Origin of the sequence: Rubrivivax albus, from assembly GCF_004016515.1 — a bacterium.
GTDB lineage: Bacteria > Pseudomonadota > Gammaproteobacteria > Burkholderiales > Burkholderiaceae_C > Rubrivivax > Rubrivivax albus.
Map to the genome: position 1 here is coordinate 105,282 of NZ_SACT01000010.1, position 17,917 is coordinate 123,198.

General features: G+C 70.6%; 14 protein-coding genes. 7 read left to right on the plus strand and 7 right to left on the minus strand.

Features of this window, described 5'->3' with window-relative positions:
- Nucleotides 1-2: 2 nt before the first annotated feature.
- The 6 genes from ENE75_RS22400 to ENE75_RS22425 all read right to left on the minus strand — a co-directional run bounded on the left by ENE75_RS22400 (nucleotide 3) and on the right by ENE75_RS22425 (nucleotide 6,186).
- Nucleotides 3-1,379, minus strand: a complete 1,377-nt coding sequence (locus ENE75_RS22400) for a GH1 family beta-glucosidase (RefSeq protein WP_128200879.1) — start codon at nucleotides 1,377-1,379, stop codon at nucleotides 3-5.
- Nucleotides 1,380-1,398: 19 nt separating this feature from the next.
- Nucleotides 1,399-2,226 carry a carbohydrate ABC transporter permease gene (locus ENE75_RS22405; RefSeq protein WP_128200882.1) on the minus strand — a complete coding sequence of 276 codons (828 nt, stop codon included), beginning with the start codon at nucleotides 2,224-2,226 and terminating at the stop codon, nucleotides 1,399-1,401.
- Entirely contained in the window at nucleotides 2,223-3,116 is an 894-nt protein-coding gene (locus ENE75_RS22410; protein WP_128200884.1) for a carbohydrate ABC transporter permease, read from the minus strand. The genes ENE75_RS22405 and ENE75_RS22410 overlap by 4 nt, the downstream gene beginning before the upstream one ends.
- Complete coding sequence (locus ENE75_RS22415; RefSeq protein ID WP_158289057.1) at nucleotides 3,113-4,282, minus strand: ABC transporter substrate-binding protein; 1,170 nt, start codon at nucleotides 4,280-4,282, stop codon at nucleotides 3,113-3,115. Before ENE75_RS22415 ends, ENE75_RS22410 begins: the two co-directional genes overlap by 4 nt.
- 265 nt (nucleotides 4,283-4,547) lie before the next feature.
- Nucleotides 4,548-5,558 carry a LacI family DNA-binding transcriptional regulator gene (locus ENE75_RS22420; protein ID WP_128200887.1) on the minus strand — a complete coding sequence of 337 codons (1,011 nt, stop codon included), beginning with the start codon at nucleotides 5,556-5,558 and terminating at the stop codon, nucleotides 4,548-4,550.
- Between the two features lie 73 nt (nucleotides 5,559-5,631).
- Nucleotides 5,632-6,186, minus strand: a complete 555-nt coding sequence (locus tag ENE75_RS22425) for a hypothetical protein (protein ID WP_128200889.1) — start codon at nucleotides 6,184-6,186, stop codon at nucleotides 5,632-5,634.
- 95 nt (nucleotides 6,187-6,281) lie between these two features.
- Between ENE75_RS22425 and ENE75_RS22430 the strand changes: the two genes are divergently transcribed.
- From ENE75_RS22430 to ENE75_RS22460, 7 genes are all read left to right on the plus strand, one after another.
- The gene (locus ENE75_RS22430; RefSeq protein ID WP_128200891.1) at nucleotides 6,282-8,486 is read left to right on the plus strand and encodes a molybdopterin-dependent oxidoreductase; all 2,205 of its coding nucleotides are present in this window, start codon (nucleotides 6,282-6,284) and stop codon (nucleotides 8,484-8,486) included.
- A 9-nt stretch (nucleotides 8,487-8,495) separates the two neighbouring features.
- Nucleotides 8,496-9,110, plus strand: coding sequence for a bifunctional phosphoserine phosphatase/homoserine phosphotransferase ThrH (thrH, locus tag ENE75_RS22435; protein ID WP_128200893.1), 615 nt, complete (start codon nucleotides 8,496-8,498; stop codon nucleotides 9,108-9,110).
- Nucleotides 9,103-9,882, plus strand: a complete 780-nt coding sequence (locus tag ENE75_RS22440; protein WP_128200895.1) for a S1 family peptidase — start codon at nucleotides 9,103-9,105, stop codon at nucleotides 9,880-9,882. The genes thrH and ENE75_RS22440 overlap by 8 nt, the downstream gene beginning before the upstream one ends.
- Before the next feature lie 91 nt (nucleotides 9,883-9,973).
- Nucleotides 9,974-10,693, plus strand: coding sequence for a PEP-CTERM sorting domain-containing protein (locus tag ENE75_RS22445; RefSeq protein WP_158289058.1), 720 nt, complete (start codon nucleotides 9,974-9,976; stop codon nucleotides 10,691-10,693).
- A complete protein-coding gene (locus ENE75_RS22450) occupies nucleotides 10,674-12,665 on the plus strand; it encodes a peptidase U32 family protein (protein WP_128200899.1) in 1,992 nt (663 codons plus the stop codon). Before ENE75_RS22445 ends, ENE75_RS22450 begins: the two co-directional genes overlap by 20 nt.
- 63 nt (nucleotides 12,666-12,728) lie before the next feature.
- On the plus strand, nucleotides 12,729-14,417 hold the full coding sequence (locus ENE75_RS22455; protein WP_128200901.1) for an AMP-binding protein: 1,689 nt from the start codon (nucleotides 12,729-12,731) through the stop codon (nucleotides 14,415-14,417).
- Nucleotides 14,408-16,210, plus strand: coding sequence for a thiamine pyrophosphate-binding protein (locus tag ENE75_RS22460; protein ID WP_233259220.1), 1,803 nt, complete (start codon nucleotides 14,408-14,410; stop codon nucleotides 16,208-16,210). The genes ENE75_RS22455 and ENE75_RS22460 overlap by 10 nt, the downstream gene beginning before the upstream one ends.
- Before the next feature lie 33 nt (nucleotides 16,211-16,243).
- Here ENE75_RS22460 and ENE75_RS22465 read toward each other — a convergent pair whose 3' ends face one another.
- Nucleotides 16,244-17,755 carry a tryptophan halogenase family protein gene (locus ENE75_RS22465; protein WP_128200903.1) on the minus strand — a complete coding sequence of 504 codons (1,512 nt, stop codon included), beginning with the start codon at nucleotides 17,753-17,755 and terminating at the stop codon, nucleotides 16,244-16,246.
- Nucleotides 17,756-17,917: the final 162 nt, after the last annotated feature.

Consider the following 17,917-nt stretch of genomic DNA (forward strand, 5'->3'; position numbering starts at 1 on the left):
GGTCAAGCCTCCACGGTTTCGCGGCGCGCCGCGGCCGGCGCCTGCACCGCCTGGCGCCGCCGCGCCAGGAAGTCCCGGTACCAGGCGTAGCTGGTCTTGGGCGTGCGCAACTGCGTCGCGTAGTCCACGTGCACGATGCCGAAGCGCTTGGCGTAGCCCGAGGCCCATTCGAAGTTGTCGAGCAGGCTCCAGACCATGTAGCCCTCCATGCGCACGCCCTGGCGGATGGCCTCGCCCACGGCGTCGATGTGGCGGGCGATGTAGTCGGTGCGTGCCGGGTCGTGCACGCGGCCGTCCACCGCCTCGTCGCGGAAGGCGCCACCGTTCTCCGTCACGTACAGCGGCGGCACGGCGTAGTCGTGGTCCAGCTGCACCAGCAGGTCGGTCAGGCCCTCGGGGTAGATCTCCCAACCCATGTCGGTGCGCTCGCGGCCGCTGCTGGCCACGTCCCACGGCTCGCCGGCGCGCGCCACCAGCCGCGAGTAATAGTTGATGCCCAGGAAGTCCATGCGCTGCGCAATGGCGTTCAGGTCGCCGGGCTGCACCTTCGGCGCGTCGGCACCCAGGTGGGCCAGCACGTCGTCGGGGTAGCGGGCGTGGAACAGCGGGTCCATGTACCAGCGGCGCAGCAGGCCGTCCTCGCGGCGCGCGGCGGCCACGTCGGCGTCGGTGTCGGTGGCCGGGTATACCGGCGAGAGGTTCAGCACGATGCCCAGCCGGGCCGCACAGCCGTCGGCGCGCAGCGCCTGCAGCGCCAGGCCGTGGCTGAGCAGCAGGTGGTGCGACACCTGCGCCGCCACGGCGCGGTCGCGGATGCCGGGGGCGAACACGCCGGTCTCGTGGCCGAGGTGGGCGATGACCCAGGGCTCGTTGTGCGTGGTGATCGACGCTACCCGGTCACCCAGGCGGCGGTTCATCGCCAGCGCGTACTCGACGAAGCGGTGCACCGTCTCGCGGTTCGCCCAGCCGCCCTGCTGCTGCAGCGCGTCGGGCAGGTCCCAGTGGTTCAGCGTCAGGTAGGGCTTCACGCCGCGCGACAGCAGGCCGTCCACCAGGCGCTCGTAGAAGTCCAGGCCGGCGGCGTTCCAGGCGCCCTGCCCCGACGGCTGGACGCGCGGCCAGGACACCGAGAAGCGGTAGGCGTCCACACCCAACGCGGCGATGAGGTCCAGGTCCTCGCGCCAGCGCTGCACGTGGTCGCAGGCCACGTCGCCGTTGCTGGCGTCGGCGATGCGGCCCGGCTCGGCGCAGAAGCGGTCCCAGATCGACGGGCCCTTGCCGTCGGCCTGGGCTGCACCCTCGATCTGGAAGGCACTGGTGGCCACGCCCCAGACGAAGTCCGGGCCGAAGAAGCGGTGGCGGTCGGGTGGGATGGTCATGGTCGTGCTCGGGTGGAGGTCACTTGACAGCGCCGGCGGTCAAGCCGGCGATGAGCTGGCGTGACGACAGCGCAAACAGCACCAGCAAGGGAATGGTGGCGATCGCGGAGCCCGCCATCAGCGCGCCCCACTCGGTGTTCATCGTGGTCTGCAGGCTGCGCAGCGCCAGCGGCAGCGTGTAGTTGTCGGCGCTGCGCAGCACCACCAGGGGGCCGATGAAGTTGTTCCAGCTGGCGATGAAGGTGATCAGCCCGAGCGTGCCCAGCGCGGGCCGCATCAGCGGCAGCACGATCCGCCAGTAGATGCCCCACTCGCCGCAGCCGTCCATGCGCGCGGCCTCCAGCAGCGACGGCGGCACCGCACTGACGGCGAACTGGCGCATCAGGAAGATGCCGAAGGCGCTGGCGGCGCCCGGGATGTACAGCGCGCGGTGGGTGTCGATCCAGCCCAGCGCGTCCATGATCAGGAAGGTGGGGATCATGTTCATGAACGACGGCAGCAGCATCGTGCCCAGCACCAGTGCGAACAGCGCCTTCTTGAAGCGGAACTCGAAGCACGCGAAGGCATAGCCGGCCATCGAACAGAACAGCAGCGTCAGCGCGGTGGACATCAGGGCCACGTAGAGGCTCCAGCCCAGGTTGCGCCAGAACGGCAGCCGCTCGGTCAGGATGGCCAGGTTGGCCAGCAGGTCGCTGCCGAACCACAGCGGCGGCGGCAGCGAGAAGATCTCCGCCCGCGAGTGCGTCGCGAAGACGAACATCACGTAGAACGGCGCCAGCATCACCGCCGCACCGATGCCGACCAGGCCATACGCGGCCATGCGGGTCATGGGCTGCGTCGCCTTCATGCGCCGTCCTTGCGCGGCCCGAGCAGCCGGTGCGTCAGCCAGGTCAGGCCCACGACGACGACGAAGAGCAGCCAGGACATCGCGCTGGCGCCGCCGAAGTCGTTGAAGTCGAAGGCCATGCGGTACAGGTAGACCGCCGCCGTCATGCCCGACTGGTCGGGCCCGCCGCGGCCGCCGGTGAGGATGAAGGGCTCCTCGAACAGCTGCAGCCCGCCGACCACGCTGAGCGTGACGCCGAAGAAGATCATCGGCCGCAGGCCCGGCAGCGTGATGTACCGGAAGCGCTGCAGCGGGCCGGCGCCGTCCAGGGCCGCAGCCTCGTAGAGGTCGCGCGGGATGGACTGCAGTGCGGCCAGGTAAAGCACCACGTTGAACCCGACGAAGCGCCAGAAGACGATGGACGCGATGGCCGGCTTCACGTTCTCCGGCTGACCCAGCCAGTCCACCGGCCCCAGCCCCACCCAGCCCAGCATCGCGTTGACGAGGCCGAAGTCGGTGGAGAACAGCGACGCGAACAGGATGGCGATGGCCACGGTGGAGGTGATGTAGGGCACGAACCAGGCGCCCACCACGCCATCGCGCCAGCGCCGGATGCCGCCGTCGATGAAGGCCGCCAGCGGGATCGCGACCAGGTGCTGCGGCAGGCCCGACATCAGGGCGAGCCACGCGGTGTTCTTCAGTGCCTTCCAGAACCACGGGTCCTGCAGCGCGAAGGCAAAGTTCTCCAGCCCCACCCAGCGCATCGTCTCCAGGCCGCTGGTGGGCTCCCAGGCCTGGAAGGCCAGCCACAGCGAAAAGCCGAGGGGAAACACGCCGAAGACGGCGAAGAGGATCAGGAACGGGCTGATCAGCACGTAGGGCGCCCAGCGCGGCGACAGACGGAAGTTCATCGGTGGGCCCGCCTTTGCAGCAGCCGTTCGGCATCGTCCAGCGCCTCGGCGATGGGCTTGCCACGGTCCATCACGTTGTCGAGTTCGGTGCCCACCACCTCGTCGGCAAAGTTGTTCTGCTTGTGCACCTGCACCGGCGTGATGCGCCGGGCCGCGTCGCGCCACAGGCGGCGCGCCGGCTGCCCACCCAGGAACGGCAGGGGCTCGTCGAAGAACGGGGCCTCGTGCACGTCCAGCAGCGCAGGGAAGGCGTCCTCGGCCTTGAACGCGGCCAGCTGCAGCGTCGGGTCCAGCGTGAGCAGGCGAATCAGTGCCCAAGCCATGGCCTTGCGCGCCGGCTCGGAGCGGCGCGGGATGGCATAGAAGGTGCCGCCATAGCCGACGAAGGTCTGGCCCGGCAGGTGTGCTGCCTCCCATTGCCCGCGTGTGTCGGGCGCCACCCAGTTGGCCATCTGGCCCACCATCCAGGCGCCCGACAATTCGGTGGCCAGCCGCCCACGGCGGAAGGCCTCGGCCCACTCGTTGGACCAGGCGTTGACGCGCGCGTCCAGCCGCTGGCGCCGCACCTCACGCGCCAGTTCGAAGGCGCGCACGAAGCGCGGCGAGTTCACCAGCACGCGCGAGTCGCGGTCGAAGTACAGCCCCTCGCCCGGCCCGATGCCGGTGCGGATCAGGATGTCCTTGAGCGCCTGGGCGTTGGAGATCAGGTAGGCCCCCGTGGCCGCCTTGATGCGTGCACCGGCGGCCACGTAGGCCTCCCAGCTGGGTTGCAGGTAGGCGGCCGCCAGCCCGGCCCGTGCGAGCAGGTCGCGCCGCAGCAGCATCGTGCCCGGGCCGATGTCGGTGGGCACGGCTACGAGCTCACCACGCGGGTTCAGGGCGCTGGACCAGGCATACGGCACGAAACGCGACTGCAGCGCGCCGCCGTCGTAGGGCGGCAGCGACAGGCGGTCCAGCCCACCGCCGGTGGAGAAGCGGCCCAGGTAGCTGGCTTCCAGCGCCATCACGTCGGGCAGGTAGACCGACGTGGACAACGCCGTGGTCATCGCGGTGTGGTGGTCGCCGTACTGGCGGCTGACCACGTTCACGGCCACGTCAGGATGCCGCTGCCGCCAGGCCGGCAGCGCGGCCTTGACGATGGCGTCCACCGCCGGATAGGCGGCCACGGTCAGAGTGATGGAGGTGGCTGCACTTGCGCGGTGCAAAGGCGCCGCCACGGCCGCAGCCATGCCGGCCAGCCATGCGCGACGGCGCCATGCCCCGGTTTCGACCAAGCCCTGCTCCTGCCTCGATAGATGATGAAAGCGCTTTCACACTGTAGTTGACGGTACACCAGGGTGTCAACGCAGGGTAATCGCGGAGGCATCGTCGAGGCCCCGGACGGCCTTGAGGCGCCCTGGGGCGGCCTGGCGCCCGCCACCAGGCGGCGTGTCAGCCGCCCACTGCCGAGGCGGTGGACTCGCGCACGACGAGCTGAGGCGGTGGCAGCGCGGTGTCGGGCTTGCTTCCCGCCAGCAGGGCCAGCATGCCGGCCGCCGCGGCACGGCCGAGGTCCATCACCGGCTGATGCACGGTGGTCAGCGGCGGGATGCTGTAGGACGCCGAGGCCAGGTCGTCGAAACCGACCAGCGACACGTCCTGCGGCACGCGCAGACCACGGCGGTGCAGCGCCAGCGCGGCGCCGAAGGCCATCTGGTCGTTCGCGGCGAACACCGCGCTGAAGCGGCGCCTGGCGTCCAGCAGCCGCTCGATGGCCTGGCGGCCGCCGGCCTCCTGGTAATCGCCCACCGTCATCAGCATCGGATCGACGGTCACGCCAGCGTCGGTGAAGGCGGCGCGGAAGCCGGCCTCGCGTTCGCGCGAATCGGGGTGAAGCGGATCACCACCGATGAAGGCGATCGAGCGATGGCCCAGCCCCAACAGGTGCTCGGTGGCGATGCGGGCACCCAAAGCGTTGTCGAAGTCCAGTGACAGCAGGCCCGGTGCCTTCAGGCTGCGCCCGGTCACCACCACGGGCAGCTGGCGCGCCAACGCGCGCAGTGCAGCGTCGCTCAGGCGCCCGGTGAGGACGATCAGGCCATCCACCCGGCGGGCGCGCAGCACGTCGATGCAGCGGGCCTCCTCGTCGGCGTTCCAGTGGCCACTGACGAACAGCGGGCTGTAGCCCGCCGCCCCCAGCGTGTCCTCGATGCCGCGCAGCGCCGCACCGTAGAACGGCGAGTCGATCGCCTGCGTGACGACGCCGATGCTCAGCGTGCGGCCACCGGCCAGACCACGCGCCACCGGGTTGGGCACGAAGCCCAGGGTGCGGATCGCGTCCTCCACGGCCTGCTTCTTGTCGTCGCTGACGACCGCGGTGCCGTTGAGGATGCGCGACACCGTGCTCGGCGACACGCCCGCATGGCGGGCGACCTGTTCGAGGGTGACGGTCCGGGAAGCCATGGGGCAGGGAGTCTACGCCGGCCGGCAGCGCTTTCATCACATCTTCGCGCGGCGCTGGGAGAGCCGCGGTCGCTCAGACGTGGGTTGGTGGCAGCGGATTGGTGCGTTCCACCCGGCTTTCGGATCCCAGCGCTGGTTGGCCCGGCGCCATGGCCCGGGCGGTGGCCGAAGCCAGTGAAGCCGGCAGCGCCGGCGGGACGATGGGCGGCACGCCGCTCGGCGGCGGCTGGAGCGTCGGCACCCGTGCCGTGACCGTCGGCAAGGCGGCCGGCGACGGCTCCCTTGACGGGATCCGGGAGGAGGTCCAGTCGCCCCAGCCTCGCGGTGGCGTGCCAGGCGGCGGCGGTGGGATGGTCTCGATCACGCGGCCACCTGAATCGGCCACCTGCACGTGGTCGCCGGCCGTGTTGGCCGCCAGCGCATGGCCGAATCGGCGCACGCGCTCGAGGTCGCTGTGCCAGATCTTGCCGATGCGGGTGACGCGGCCATTGGGCTCACGCATCACCTCAACCGCCCGGTAGAGGCTGGCGCTCACCCGCTGCACCGGCTTCAGGCGCTGTGACGCCGCTTCCAGCGTTTCGGCGGCAGACGACCGCAGTTTCAGCGCAAAGGGATCATCCTCATCCATCGAACAGCTCATCGTCGAGCCCCGGGAAAACTTGAGCGGCCGGGCCGCGAACGAGGGCGCATCATCGTCACGACATGCAACCCGAATTGCGAGAAATGCGTCACTACCGCATCTGTCCTGTGTGCGAGGCCTGCTGCGGCCTGGAAATCCGCACCGAGGCCGGCCGGATCACCAGCGTCCGCGGCGCCGAGCACGACGTCTTCAGCCACGGCTACATCTGCCCCAAGGGCGTGGCCGTGAAAGACCTGCACGACGACCCGGACCGCCTGCGCACACCGCTGATCCGCCGCGGCAACACCTTCGTGGAAGCCACCTGGGACGAGGCCTTCGCCGAGATCGCGGCCCGCCTGCCGGCCGCGCAGGCGGCGCACGGCCGCGACGCGGTGGCGCTGAGCATCGGCAACCCGTCGGCCCACAAGATGGGTCTGCTGCTGTACGTGCCGCGACTGGCCAAGGCGCTGGACACGAAGAACATCTTCACCGCCTCCACGCTGGACCAGATGCCCAAGCAGTTGTCCTGCGGCCTGATGTTCGGCCACTGGCTGTCCATCCCCGTGCCCGACATCGACCGCACCGACCTGCTGGTGGTGCTGGGCGCCAACCCCATGGCCAGCAACGGCAGCCTGTGGACCGTGCCCGACTTCCGCGGCCGGGCCAAGGCGCTGCGCGCGCGCGGCGGCCGGCTGGTCGTCATCGACCCGCGGCGCACCGAGACGGCCGCCATCGCTGACGAGCACCATTTCATCCGGCCGGGCAGCGACGTGTTCCTGCTGGCCGCAATGGTGCACGCGCTGTTCGGCGACGGGTGGGTGCGGCCGGAGCGGCTGTCGCCGTGGCTGGCCGGTGTGGACGCGGTGCGCGACGCCGTGCAGCCCTTCGCGCCGGAAGCCGTCGCCGCACGCTGCGGCATCCCGGCGCCCAGCATCCGTGCCCTGGCCCGCCAGCTTGCCGAGGCCGAGCGCGCGTGCCTGTACGGCCGCATCGGCACCTGCACCCAGACCTACGGCAGCGCGGCCTCGTGGCTCGTGGACGTGATCAATGCCCTGACAGGCCACCTCGACACCGAGGGCGGCGCCATGTTCCCCAAGGCCGCGGCCTTCGCGCGCAACACCGAGGGCCGGCCCGGCCAGGGTGCGGGCATCGTCACGGGCCGCCATCGCAGCCGTGTCAGCGGCGCACCCGAGGTCTTCGGCGAACTGCCGATGACGCTGATGGCCGAGGAGATGGAGACCCCCGGTGCCGGCCAGGTGCGCGCGCTGGTCACGCTGGCCAGCAACCCGGTGCTGTCGGCACCCAACGGCGATCGCATCGCGCGAGCGCTGGCGGGCCTCGATTTCATGGTCAGCGTGGACCTGTACCTGAACGAGACCACGCGCCACGCCCACGTCATCCTGCCCGGCAGCAGCCCGCTGGAGGACGGCCACTGGGACGTGCCCTTCCCGCAGCTGTCGGTGCGCAACCACGCCCGCTACAGCGCGCCGGTGCTGCCCCGGCCGGCGGGCCATCTGCCGGAGTGGCAGATCCTGACGAAGCTCGCCGCCATCGCGCGCGGCGACGGGCCCGACGCCGACCCGGTGGCGCTGGACGACACGCTGGTCCGCCGCGACGTCGAGAGGCTGGCCGGCGAGCGCGCCGACGCCGTGCTGGCCGAGGTGTCGCGCTGGACCGGCCCCGAGCGCCTGCTCGACCTGTCGCTGCGTGCCGGCCCCTACGGCGACGGCTTCGGCGCCCGGCCCGACGGGCTGACGCTGCAGCGCGTGGCCGACGCAACGGGTGGCATAGACCTCGGCGCGCTGCAGCCGCGCCTGCCGGAGTTGCTGCGCACGACCAGCGGCCGCGTGGAGCTGGCGCCGGCACCGTTGCTGGCCGAGCTGGCCAAGGCCCGGGCCGAGCTGCACGCCCCCGCCCCGCCAATGGTGATCATCGGCCGCCGCGAGGTGCGCAGCAACAACAGCTGGATGCACAACCTGCAGCCGCTGGCCAAGGGGCCGGAGCGCTGCACGCTGAAGCTGCACCCACAGGACGCCGCGCGCCACGGCGTGGTCGACGGCCAGCGGGTGCGCATCGTCGGCCCGCAGGGCGCGGCCGAAGCCCCGGTGGAACTGGACGATGCGCTGATGCCGGGTGTCTGCAGCCTGCCGCACGGCTGGGGCCACGACGTGCCGGGCACGCGCATGACCGTGGCCGCCGAACGGCCTGGCGCCAACCTCAACGCGCTGCTCGACGACCGCCTGCGCGATGCGCCCTCGGGCAATGCAGTGCTCTCCGGTGTCAGCGTCACGCTGGAGCCCGCCGGTTAGCATCGCGGCATGCACATCGTCTGCCTCGACCTCGAAGGGGTGCTCGTCCCCGAAATCTGGATCGCCTTCGCCCAGGAAACCGGCATCGCCGAGTTCCGCCGCACCACGCGCGACGAGCCCGACTACGACAAGCTGATGCGCTACCGGCTCGACCTGCTGAAGCAGCACGGGCTGAAGCTGGCCGACATCCAGAAGGTCATCGCCCGGCTGAGTCCGCTGCCCGGCGCCAAGGACTTCCTGGACACGCTGCGCAGCCGTTACCAGGTGATCATCCTGTCGGACACCTTCTACGAGTTCGCCGACCCGCTGATGGCGCAACTGGGCCGCCCCACCCTCTTCTGCCACAAGCTGCTGATCGACGATGCCGGCCATGTGGCCGATTACCGCCTGCGCCAGCCCGACCAGAAGCGCCACGCGGTCAATGCCCTCAAGGGTCTGAACTTCAAGGTCATGGCGGCGGGCGATTCCTACAACGACACCGGCATGCTCTCGGCCGCCGACGCCGGCTTCCTGATCCACGCCCCGGCCAACGTGGTGGCGCAGTTCCCGCAGTTCCCGCTGCACGAGGACTACGCGTCGCTGCTGCGCTCCTTCGACGCAGCGGCAGCGGGCTTCGATGACTGAGCTGCCGGTCGACGCGCTGCTGCTGACGGCCACGCGCATCGCCACCTTCCAGGGCGACCGGCCGCTGACCAACGCCAGCGGCTTCTTCTTCGAACGCGACGACGCGCTGTTCCTCGTCACCAGCCGCCACGTCTTCCTGGACGCGGACAACGAACACCACCCCGACCGCATCGAGATCGAGGTCCACAGCCGCCGGGACGACCTGGCCCGTGTGGAGGCGACCTCGCTGCTGCTCTACGAGAACGGCAAGAGCGCCTGGCGCAGCGCGGAGGACGCCGGCGGCGAGATCGACGTGGCCATGCTCGCCATCGACCGCTCGCGGCTGCCGGCCGGCCACCTTCTGCGCGCGTTCCGTCCGGCCGACCTGCAGCGCCCCGACGCGCCGCTGCGCATCGGCCACCCGCTGCTGATCGTCGGCTTCCCGCTGGGCTTCCAGGACACGCTGCACCGGCTGCCGGTGGTGCGCCAGGCGATCGTCGCGTCGGCCTTCGGCCTGCGCTTCCAGGGCCAGGGCCACTTCCTGACCGACGGGCGCACCCACCGCGGCATCAGCGGCGCGGCGGTGGTGGCGCACGCGCCGGAACGCGCCGGCGACCTGCCCTGGCGGTTGGCCGGTGTGCACTCCGCGCGGCTGGACCTGAGCACGCGCGACAAGGTCGAGGACGAATCGCTGGGCCTGAACCTGGCCTGGTATGCCGACGTGCTGATGACGCTGAGCGAAGCACCAGCCATGCCTGAGCGTCCTGTCACGGGCACCGACGACAGCACCTGACCCCAAGAGTCCGGGGGTCGCCCCCATGGCGTGAGCTCCAGCGGACCCGCGCGCGGCGTAGCAGTTCATCCCTGCTCTCATGGAGTTCCGTATGCTCGCCACCCGTCCCGCGCTCGCCGCCATCGCACTGGCCGCGCTCGCCACCCTGTTGCCAACCAGCGCCCATGCGGGCCTGGTCAATGGTGGCTTCGAATCGCCGGATATCGCCAGCTGGACGCTAAAGCAGATCGGCGACACGTCCATCACCGGCTGGACGGTGGTGGGCAACACCATCTCGTTCCAGGACAGTGCCGCCTTCGGGCACGTGGGCGTCGTAGCCTCGGAGGGAGGTCAGTTTCTCGAGCTCAGTGGGGTCGTGGGCCGTGGCGGCGGAGTGCGCTCCGACCCGTTCGCCACCATGGCCGGAGCAAGGTACCGACTGGCCTTCGACATCGGTGCCTTCTTCGTGGGTGGCCAGGGCGCCTATGGCGACGTCACCGTGGATCTGTGGATCGACGGCCAGGCGGCCGGCAGCTTCACCAACTTGCTGGGCCTGAGCAGCGCCGGATCGGACTGGGAGACCCGGACGGTCGAGTTCGTCGCTGCCGGCCCACTCAGCACGGTCGAGTTCCGCAGTTCCCTGCTGACGAGTTCCAGCGACCTCGGCGTCGGTCTGGACAACATCCACCTGGACCAAGTCGCCGGGCCACCGCCCGCGGTGCCCGAGCCCGGCAGCCTGGCGCTGGCCGCGCTGGGTCTGGCCGTCCTCGGCCTGCGTGGACGCGCCGGCTTGCAGGACAATCGCGGCCACCATGCCGCGCCCCCAGCTTGAACTGCTCGCCCCCGCCCGCGACGCCGACATCGGCATCGAGGCGGTGAACCACGGCGCCGATGCCGTCTACATCGGCGGCCCCGGCTTCGGCGCCCGCGACAAGGCGTCCAACGACGTGGCCGACATCGGCCGCCTGGCCGCGCATGCGCACCGCTACGGCGCCCACGTCTTCGTCACGCTCAACACCATCCTGCGCGACGACGAACTGGAAGGCGCCCGCCAGCTCGCCTGGCAGCTGTACGACGCCGGTGCCGACGCGCTGATCGTGCAGGACATGGGCCTGCTGGAACTGGACCTGCCACCGATCCAGCTGCACGCCAGCACGCAGACCGACATCCGCACGCCGGAGAAGGCACGCTTCCTGCAGGACGTGGGCTTCTCGCAGATGGTGCTGGCGCGCGAGCTGGACCTGCACCAGATCCGCGCCATCGCCACCGAGGTGCAGGACGCGGTGCTGGAGTTCTTCGTGCACGGTGCGCTGTGCGTGGCCTACAGCGGCCAGTGCTTCATCAGCCATGCCGTCACGGGCCGCAGTGCCAACCGCGGCAGCTGCAGTCAGGAATGCCGTCAGCCCTACACCGTGCTCGACACCCAGGGCCGCGTCGTGGCGCACGACAAGCACGTGCTGAGCCTGAAGGACAACGACCAGAGCGCCAACCTCGCTGCCCTGGTGGACGCCGGCATCCGCAGCTTCAAGATCGAGGGCCGCTACAAGGACATGGCGACGGTGAAGAACGTCACCGCCCACTACCGCAAGCTGCTGGACGCGCTGCTGGAAGGCCGGCGCGACGTGCAGCCTGCGTCGTCCGGCCGCTGCACCTTCAGCTTCACGCCGCAGCCCGAGCAGGGCTACAACCGCGGCGGCACCGACTACTTCGTCAACGGCCGCAAGGACGACATCGGCGCTTTCGACAGCCCCAAGCACGCAGGGCTGCCGGTGGGCCACGTGATGAAGATGGACGCCGAGAGCTTCGAGCTGGACACCGGCGACACGTCCATCCTGCTGCACAACGGCGACGCGCTGACCTGGTGGGACCTGCAGGGTGAACTCCAGGGCGTGCCGGTGAACACCGCCACGCCCCTGCCCACGGGGAATGGCACCCGCTGGCGCATCGTGCCCAACCAGCCGCCCGGCGTCGGTACCACGGCGCTGAAGGACCTGCGCCCCGGCACCGCCGTCAACCGCAACCGCGACATGGGCTGGGAGCGCCTGCTGGCCAAACCCTCGGCCGAACGGCGGATCGCGGTGGACCTGACGCTGGCGCAAACCAGCGACGGCTTTGAATTGGCGCTGAAGGACGCCGACGGCCATCGCGCCAGCGTGCGCGTGGCGCACGCGCACGAACCTGCCCGCGATGCCGCCCGGGCCGAGGCGCAGCTCAAGGACGGTCTGGCCAAACTGGGCGGCACGATCTTCCAGGCCCGCCGCGTGCGCCTGGCGCTGGCCCGGCCCTGGTTCCTGCCGGCGGGCGTGCTCAACGCGCTGCGCCGGGACGGCATCGCCGCCCTCGAGGCCGCACGCGCCGCCGCCTTCCAGCGCCTGCCCCGCGCCGTGCCGGTGGACCCGCCCGCGCCCTACCCCGAGGACACACTGAGCTACCTGGCCAACGTTTACAACGCCCAGGCCGCAGGCTTCTACGCCCGCCATGGCGTGAAGCTGGTGGAGGCCGCCTACGAGAGCCACGAGGCACTGGGCGAGGTGAGCCTGATGATCACCAAGCATTGCGTGCGCTACAGCCTGAGCCTGTGCCCCAAGCAGGCCAAGGGCGTGACCGGCGTGCAGGGCACGGTGCGCGCCGAACCGATGACCCTGGTGCACGAAGACCTGCGCTACACCCTGCGCTTCGACTGCAAGCCTTGCGAGATGCACGTGGTGGGCGCGATGCAGCCGCACGTGCTCAAGGCGCTGAACCGGCAGCTGAAGGCCGAGCCGGTGACCTTCTACCGGACCCGGCCCACCGCTGCCGCCTGAGCGACGCCCGCCCCAGGGTTCCACCGCTCCCGCATCGGCGGCGGGCTGCGTACGCTCTCGGGCATGGCGAACGACACCTCCACCCCGCTGCTGCTCGACCTCGTCTACGACCACGAGGCCGCCCACCCCGACCGCATCTACCTGACGCAGCCGCTCACCGGCGGCAGCACGGTGGACTTCACCTGGGGCCAGACGCTGGACCAGGCGCGGCGCATGGCCACGCACCTGCAGGCCCAGGGCTTTGCGCCGGGTGCGCGCATCGCCATCCTGTCGAAGAACTGCGCGCACTTCATCATCGCCGAACTGGCCATCTGGCTGGCCGGGTACACGACGGTGGCCATCTTCCCCACCGAGAAGGCGGCCACCGTGCGCTTCGTGCTCGAGCACAGCGAGGCCAGCCTCCTGTTCGTCGGCAAGCTCGACACCTGGGATGAACAACGTGGCGGCGTGCCCGCCAGCTTGCCGATGATCGCGCTGCCGCTGGCGCCTGCCTCGGCCGCCGACCTGCCGCGCTGGGACGACGTCATCGCGAAGGCGTCGCCGATGCCCGGCCGTCCGGCCCGCGCGGCCGACGACCTGGCGATGATCCTCTACACCTCCGGCAGCACCGGCACGCCCAAGGGCGTGATGACGAGCTTTGGCGCCATCACGCGGACGGCCCAGGGCATCGCGGCCGACACACGCCGCCGCGTGGGCCCGGGCGAGAGCCGCATGCTGTCGTACCTGCCGCTGGCGCACAGCTTCGAGCGCAGCTGGGTGGAGGCGGCGTCGCTGGCCGACGGCGCGACCCACATCTACTTCGCCGAGAGCCTGGACACCTTCCTGCAGGACCTGCAGCGCGCGCGGCCGACGCTGTTCATTTCCGTACCCCGGCTGTGGCTGAAGTTCCAGCAGGGCGTGTTCGCCAAGATGCCGCCGGCCAAGCTGGACCGCCTGCTGGGCATCCCGATCCTCGGCGGCATCGTGCGCAAGAAGGTGCTCAAGGGCCTGGGGCTGGATGCGGTCAAGCAGGCCGGCAGCGGCTCCGCCCCGCTGCCGGCGGACCTGATCCGCTGGTACCGCCGGCTCGGCCTGCAGCTGTTCGAAGGCTACGGCATGAGCGAGGACAACTCGTACTCGCACAGCTCCAACGAGGACCATGGCGAGCCTGGCTGGGTCGGCGTGCCGATGCCCGGTGTGGAGTGCCGCATCGCCGAGGATGGCGAGGTGCTGATCAGGTCGCCGGGCCAGTTCAGCGGCTACTACAAGGACCCGGCCTTGACCGCCGAGAGCTTCACGGCGGACGGCTTCTTCCGCACCGGCGACCTGGGCGAGCGCCGTCCGGACGGCATGCTCAAGATCACCGGTCGCAAGAAGGAACTGTTCAAGACCGCCAAGGGCAAGTACGTGGCGCCGGCGCCGATCGAGAACCTGATCAACGTGCACCCGATGGTGGAGATGTCCATGGTCACCGGCAACGGCCAGGTGTCGGCCATCGCCGTCGTGGTGCTGTCCGAAGCGCTGCAGCCCCGCCTGGGCGACGACGCCGTGCGCACCGAGGTGGAGTCCGAGATGAAGGCCCTGCTGGCGCAGGTCAACGGCCAGCTGTCCGACTACGAGAAGCTGCACACCATCGTCATCGCGCGCGAGGCCTGGTCCATCGACAACGGCCTGCTGACGCCGACCATGAAGCTCAAGCGGGCCCGCATCGAGCAGGCCATCGCCGGCGCCCTGCCCGCCTGGTACGAGCGCAAGGGCGTGCTGTGGCATTGAGCGGCACGGCGCCGGAGACGATGGCACGCCAGGGCCGGGACGACGCCATGGCGCCGGTGGCCGTGCGCCATGGCGGCGACCACGTCGCCGCCGCGCTGCAGGCCCAGGGCACGACGGTCATGTTCACGCTCTGCGGCGGCCACATCTCCCCCATCCTGTCGGCGGCCAAGGCGCGCGGCCTGCGCATCGTCGACACCCGCGACGAGGTCACCGCCGTCTTCGCCGCCGACGCCTACGCGCGGCTGACCGGCCGTCCGGGTGTGGCCGCCGTCACCGCCGGGCCGGGCATCACCAACACGCTGACGGCGCTGAAGAACGCGCAGCTTGCACAGTCGCCGGTGGTGCTCATCGCCGGCGCCGCGCCCACGGCACTGCAGGGCCGCGGCGCACTGCAGGACATCGACCAGCGCCCGCTGGTGGCGCCGCACGTCAAGCGCTTCTTCAAGCTGCGGCGGGTGGCGGAACTCGGCCCCGCGGTGGCCGAGGCCTTTGCGCTGGCACTCGAGGGCGTGCCCGGCCCGGTGTGCCTGGAATGCCCGGTGGACCTGCTGTACGACGAGGCCAGCATCCGCCAGTGGTACGCCGAGGCCGCCGGCAAGGGCACCGGCCTGGCCGACCGCGCGCTGCGCTGGTACCTCAACCGCCATGCGGAGCGCATGTTCGCGGGTGCGGCCCAGGCCAGCACGCCCGCGCGGCGCACTGGGGTGCTGCCCACGGCCGGCGACGGCGCCGTGGCCGCCGCGGCCCGGGCCATGAACCGGGCCGAACGTCCGCTGATGGTCATCGGCAGCCAGGCGGTGGTGAACGCCGGGCGCGCCGACGCGCTGGCCGCCGCCGTGGGCGCATTGGGCATCCCGGTCTACCTGTCGGGCATGGCGCGCGGCCTGCTGGGCCGCGAACATCCTCTGCAACGACGGCAAGCGCGCCGCAACGCATTGCGCGAGGCCGACGCCGTGCTGCTGGCCGGCGTGCCCTGCGACTTCCGACTGGACTACGGCCGCCACGTGCGCCGCAGCGCCACGCTGATCGCCGCCAACCGCAGCGCCAAGGACGCGCGGCTGAACCGGCGGCCGAACGTGGCCGCCATCGGCGACGCCGGCGCCTTCATCGAGGCACTGGCCACCCGTGTCGCGCCGCAAGCGGCCTGGCCGTCATGGCTGGAGAACTTGGCCGAGCGCGACCGTGCCCGCGAGGCGGAGATCGACACCCAGGCGGCCGAGCCTGGCGAGTTCGTCAACCCGCTGGCCTTCTTCCGCGCGATGGACAAGGCCGCAGCCGACGACGCGATCTTCGTCGCCGACGGCGGCGACTTCGTCGGCACCGCCAGCTACGTGCTGCGCCCACGTGGGCCGCTGGCCTGGCTGGACCCGGGCGCCTTCGGCACGCTGGGCGTTGGCGCCGGCTTTGCCATCGGCGCGGCCTCCGCGCGCCCGGGGCGCGAGCTGTGGATCGTCTTCGGCGACGGCGCCTGCGGCTGGAGCCTCAGCGAGATCGACAGCTGCGTCCGCCAGGGTTTCGCGCCCATCATGGTGGTGGGCAACGATGCCGGCTGGACGCAGATCGCGCGCGAGCAGGTCAAGATGCTGCACGACGAAGTGGCCACGGTGCTGGCGCGCACCGACTACCACCGCGTGGCCGAGGGCTTCGGTGCCGCCGGCCTGTGCGTGAAGACCGACGCCGAGGTGCCGGCCGCACTGGCCCAGGCGCGCGATATCGCGCGCAGCGGGCGACCAGTGCTGGTCAACGTCTGGCTCGAGAAGACGGCGTTCCGCGAGGGCTCGCTGTCCATGTGAGCGGGCGGCCGGCCCGCCAGGGCCAACCGCGCCTCAGCCCGCCGCCGCCTTGCAGTGCTGCGCGATGTACTGGGCGTGCGTCGGCATGCGCTCGACCACCCGGTGCATCACGGTCCTCACGTTGTCCAGCATCCGCCAGGTGGGCTCGTCGGCGGTGTTGTCCGCCAGCGGGTGGTAGCCCTGCGGGCGGATGCCCTGACCGAACATCACCTGCACCCAGCTGGTCTCGTTGAAGAGCTCGTCGTTCTGCCGGAAAAAGCGTCCGTTGGCGCGGAACAGGTCGATCTTGCGCCGCAGCGTGTCGGGCACGTCCATGGTGGCGCAGTACTCCCAGAACGGCGTGTCGCGCCGCTGCGTGGCGTGGTAATGCAGCACGATGAAGTCGCGCACCTGTTCGAACTCGGTGGTCGACTGCTGGTTGTACTCGTCGATGTCGGCCTGCAGGAAGCCCTGGCTGGGGAACAGTTCGACCAGGCGCACGATGCCTTGCTGGATGAGGTGGATGGACGTCGATTCCAGCGGTTCGATGAAGCCGCTGGCCAGGCCGATGGCCACTACGTTCTTGTGCCAGAACTTCTTGCGCTTGCCGGTGGTGAATCGGATCAGGCGCGGCTCGGCCAGGGCCTTGCCGTCCAGGTTGCCCAGCAGGATGGCCGTGGCCTCGTCCTGGCTCATGAAGCGGCTGCAGAACACGTGGCCATTGCCGATGCGGTGCTGCAGCGGGATGCGCCACTGCCAGCCCGCGCCGTGGGCCGTGGCGCGCGTGTACGGCAGCAGGGGTTCCACCGACTCGCAGGGCACGGCCAGCGCGCTGTCGCAGGGCAGCCAGTGGCTCCAGTCGTCGTAGCCGGTGCGCAGGGTCTGCTCGATCAGCAGGCCGCGGAAGCCGGAGCAATCGATGAACAGGTCGGCGGCGTGCACGTCGCCGTTGGCCATCGTCACCGAGGTGACGAAACCCGTCTCCGGGTGGACCTGAACACTGTCGATCCGGCCCTCGGTGCGCGTGACGCCGCGCTGTTCACAGTAGCCGCGCAGGTAGCGCGCGTACAGGCCGGCATCGAAGTGGAAGGCATGGCGGATGTCCGCCAGCGGCGAGTTGGGATTCGACGGGTCGGCGCGCGAGAACCGGTTCGTCTCGCAGGCCAGCAGGTTGATCGAGTAGTCGTCCAGCCGGTCCACCCGGCCCGCCTGGAAGGCCTTGAGCCAGTAATGGTGGAAGTCCACCAGCCCGGTCTTGCGCCCCATGCTGCCAAAGCCATGGATGTAGGCATCGCCCTGGGCACCCCAGTTCCTGAACTGGATGCCGAGCTTGAACGTCGCCTGCGTGCGGCGCATGAACTCGTTCTCGTCGATGCCGATCAGGTCGTTGAAGCGGATGATCGACGGGATCGTGGCCTCGCCCACGCCGACGGTGGAGATCTCGTCGGACTCGATCAACTGGACCTCGTACTGCCGGCCCAGCGAATGCACCAGCACCGCGGCCGACATCCAACCCGCGGTGCCGCCGCCCACGATCAGGACCTTCTTCAATCGGGTGTCGCCCATCGGAATGCCTCGTCCACTTCGGCATGGATGCTACCCAAGGCCACGGCCCACCGGCCAGGGACTTGCCCTGCTGGCAGGCGCTTTCATGCGGCTTGCGCTCACCCAGGAGGTCTCGGGCGAGCGCGATGCAGCGGCTGGAGCCGTGCTGTTGGTGGTTCCACT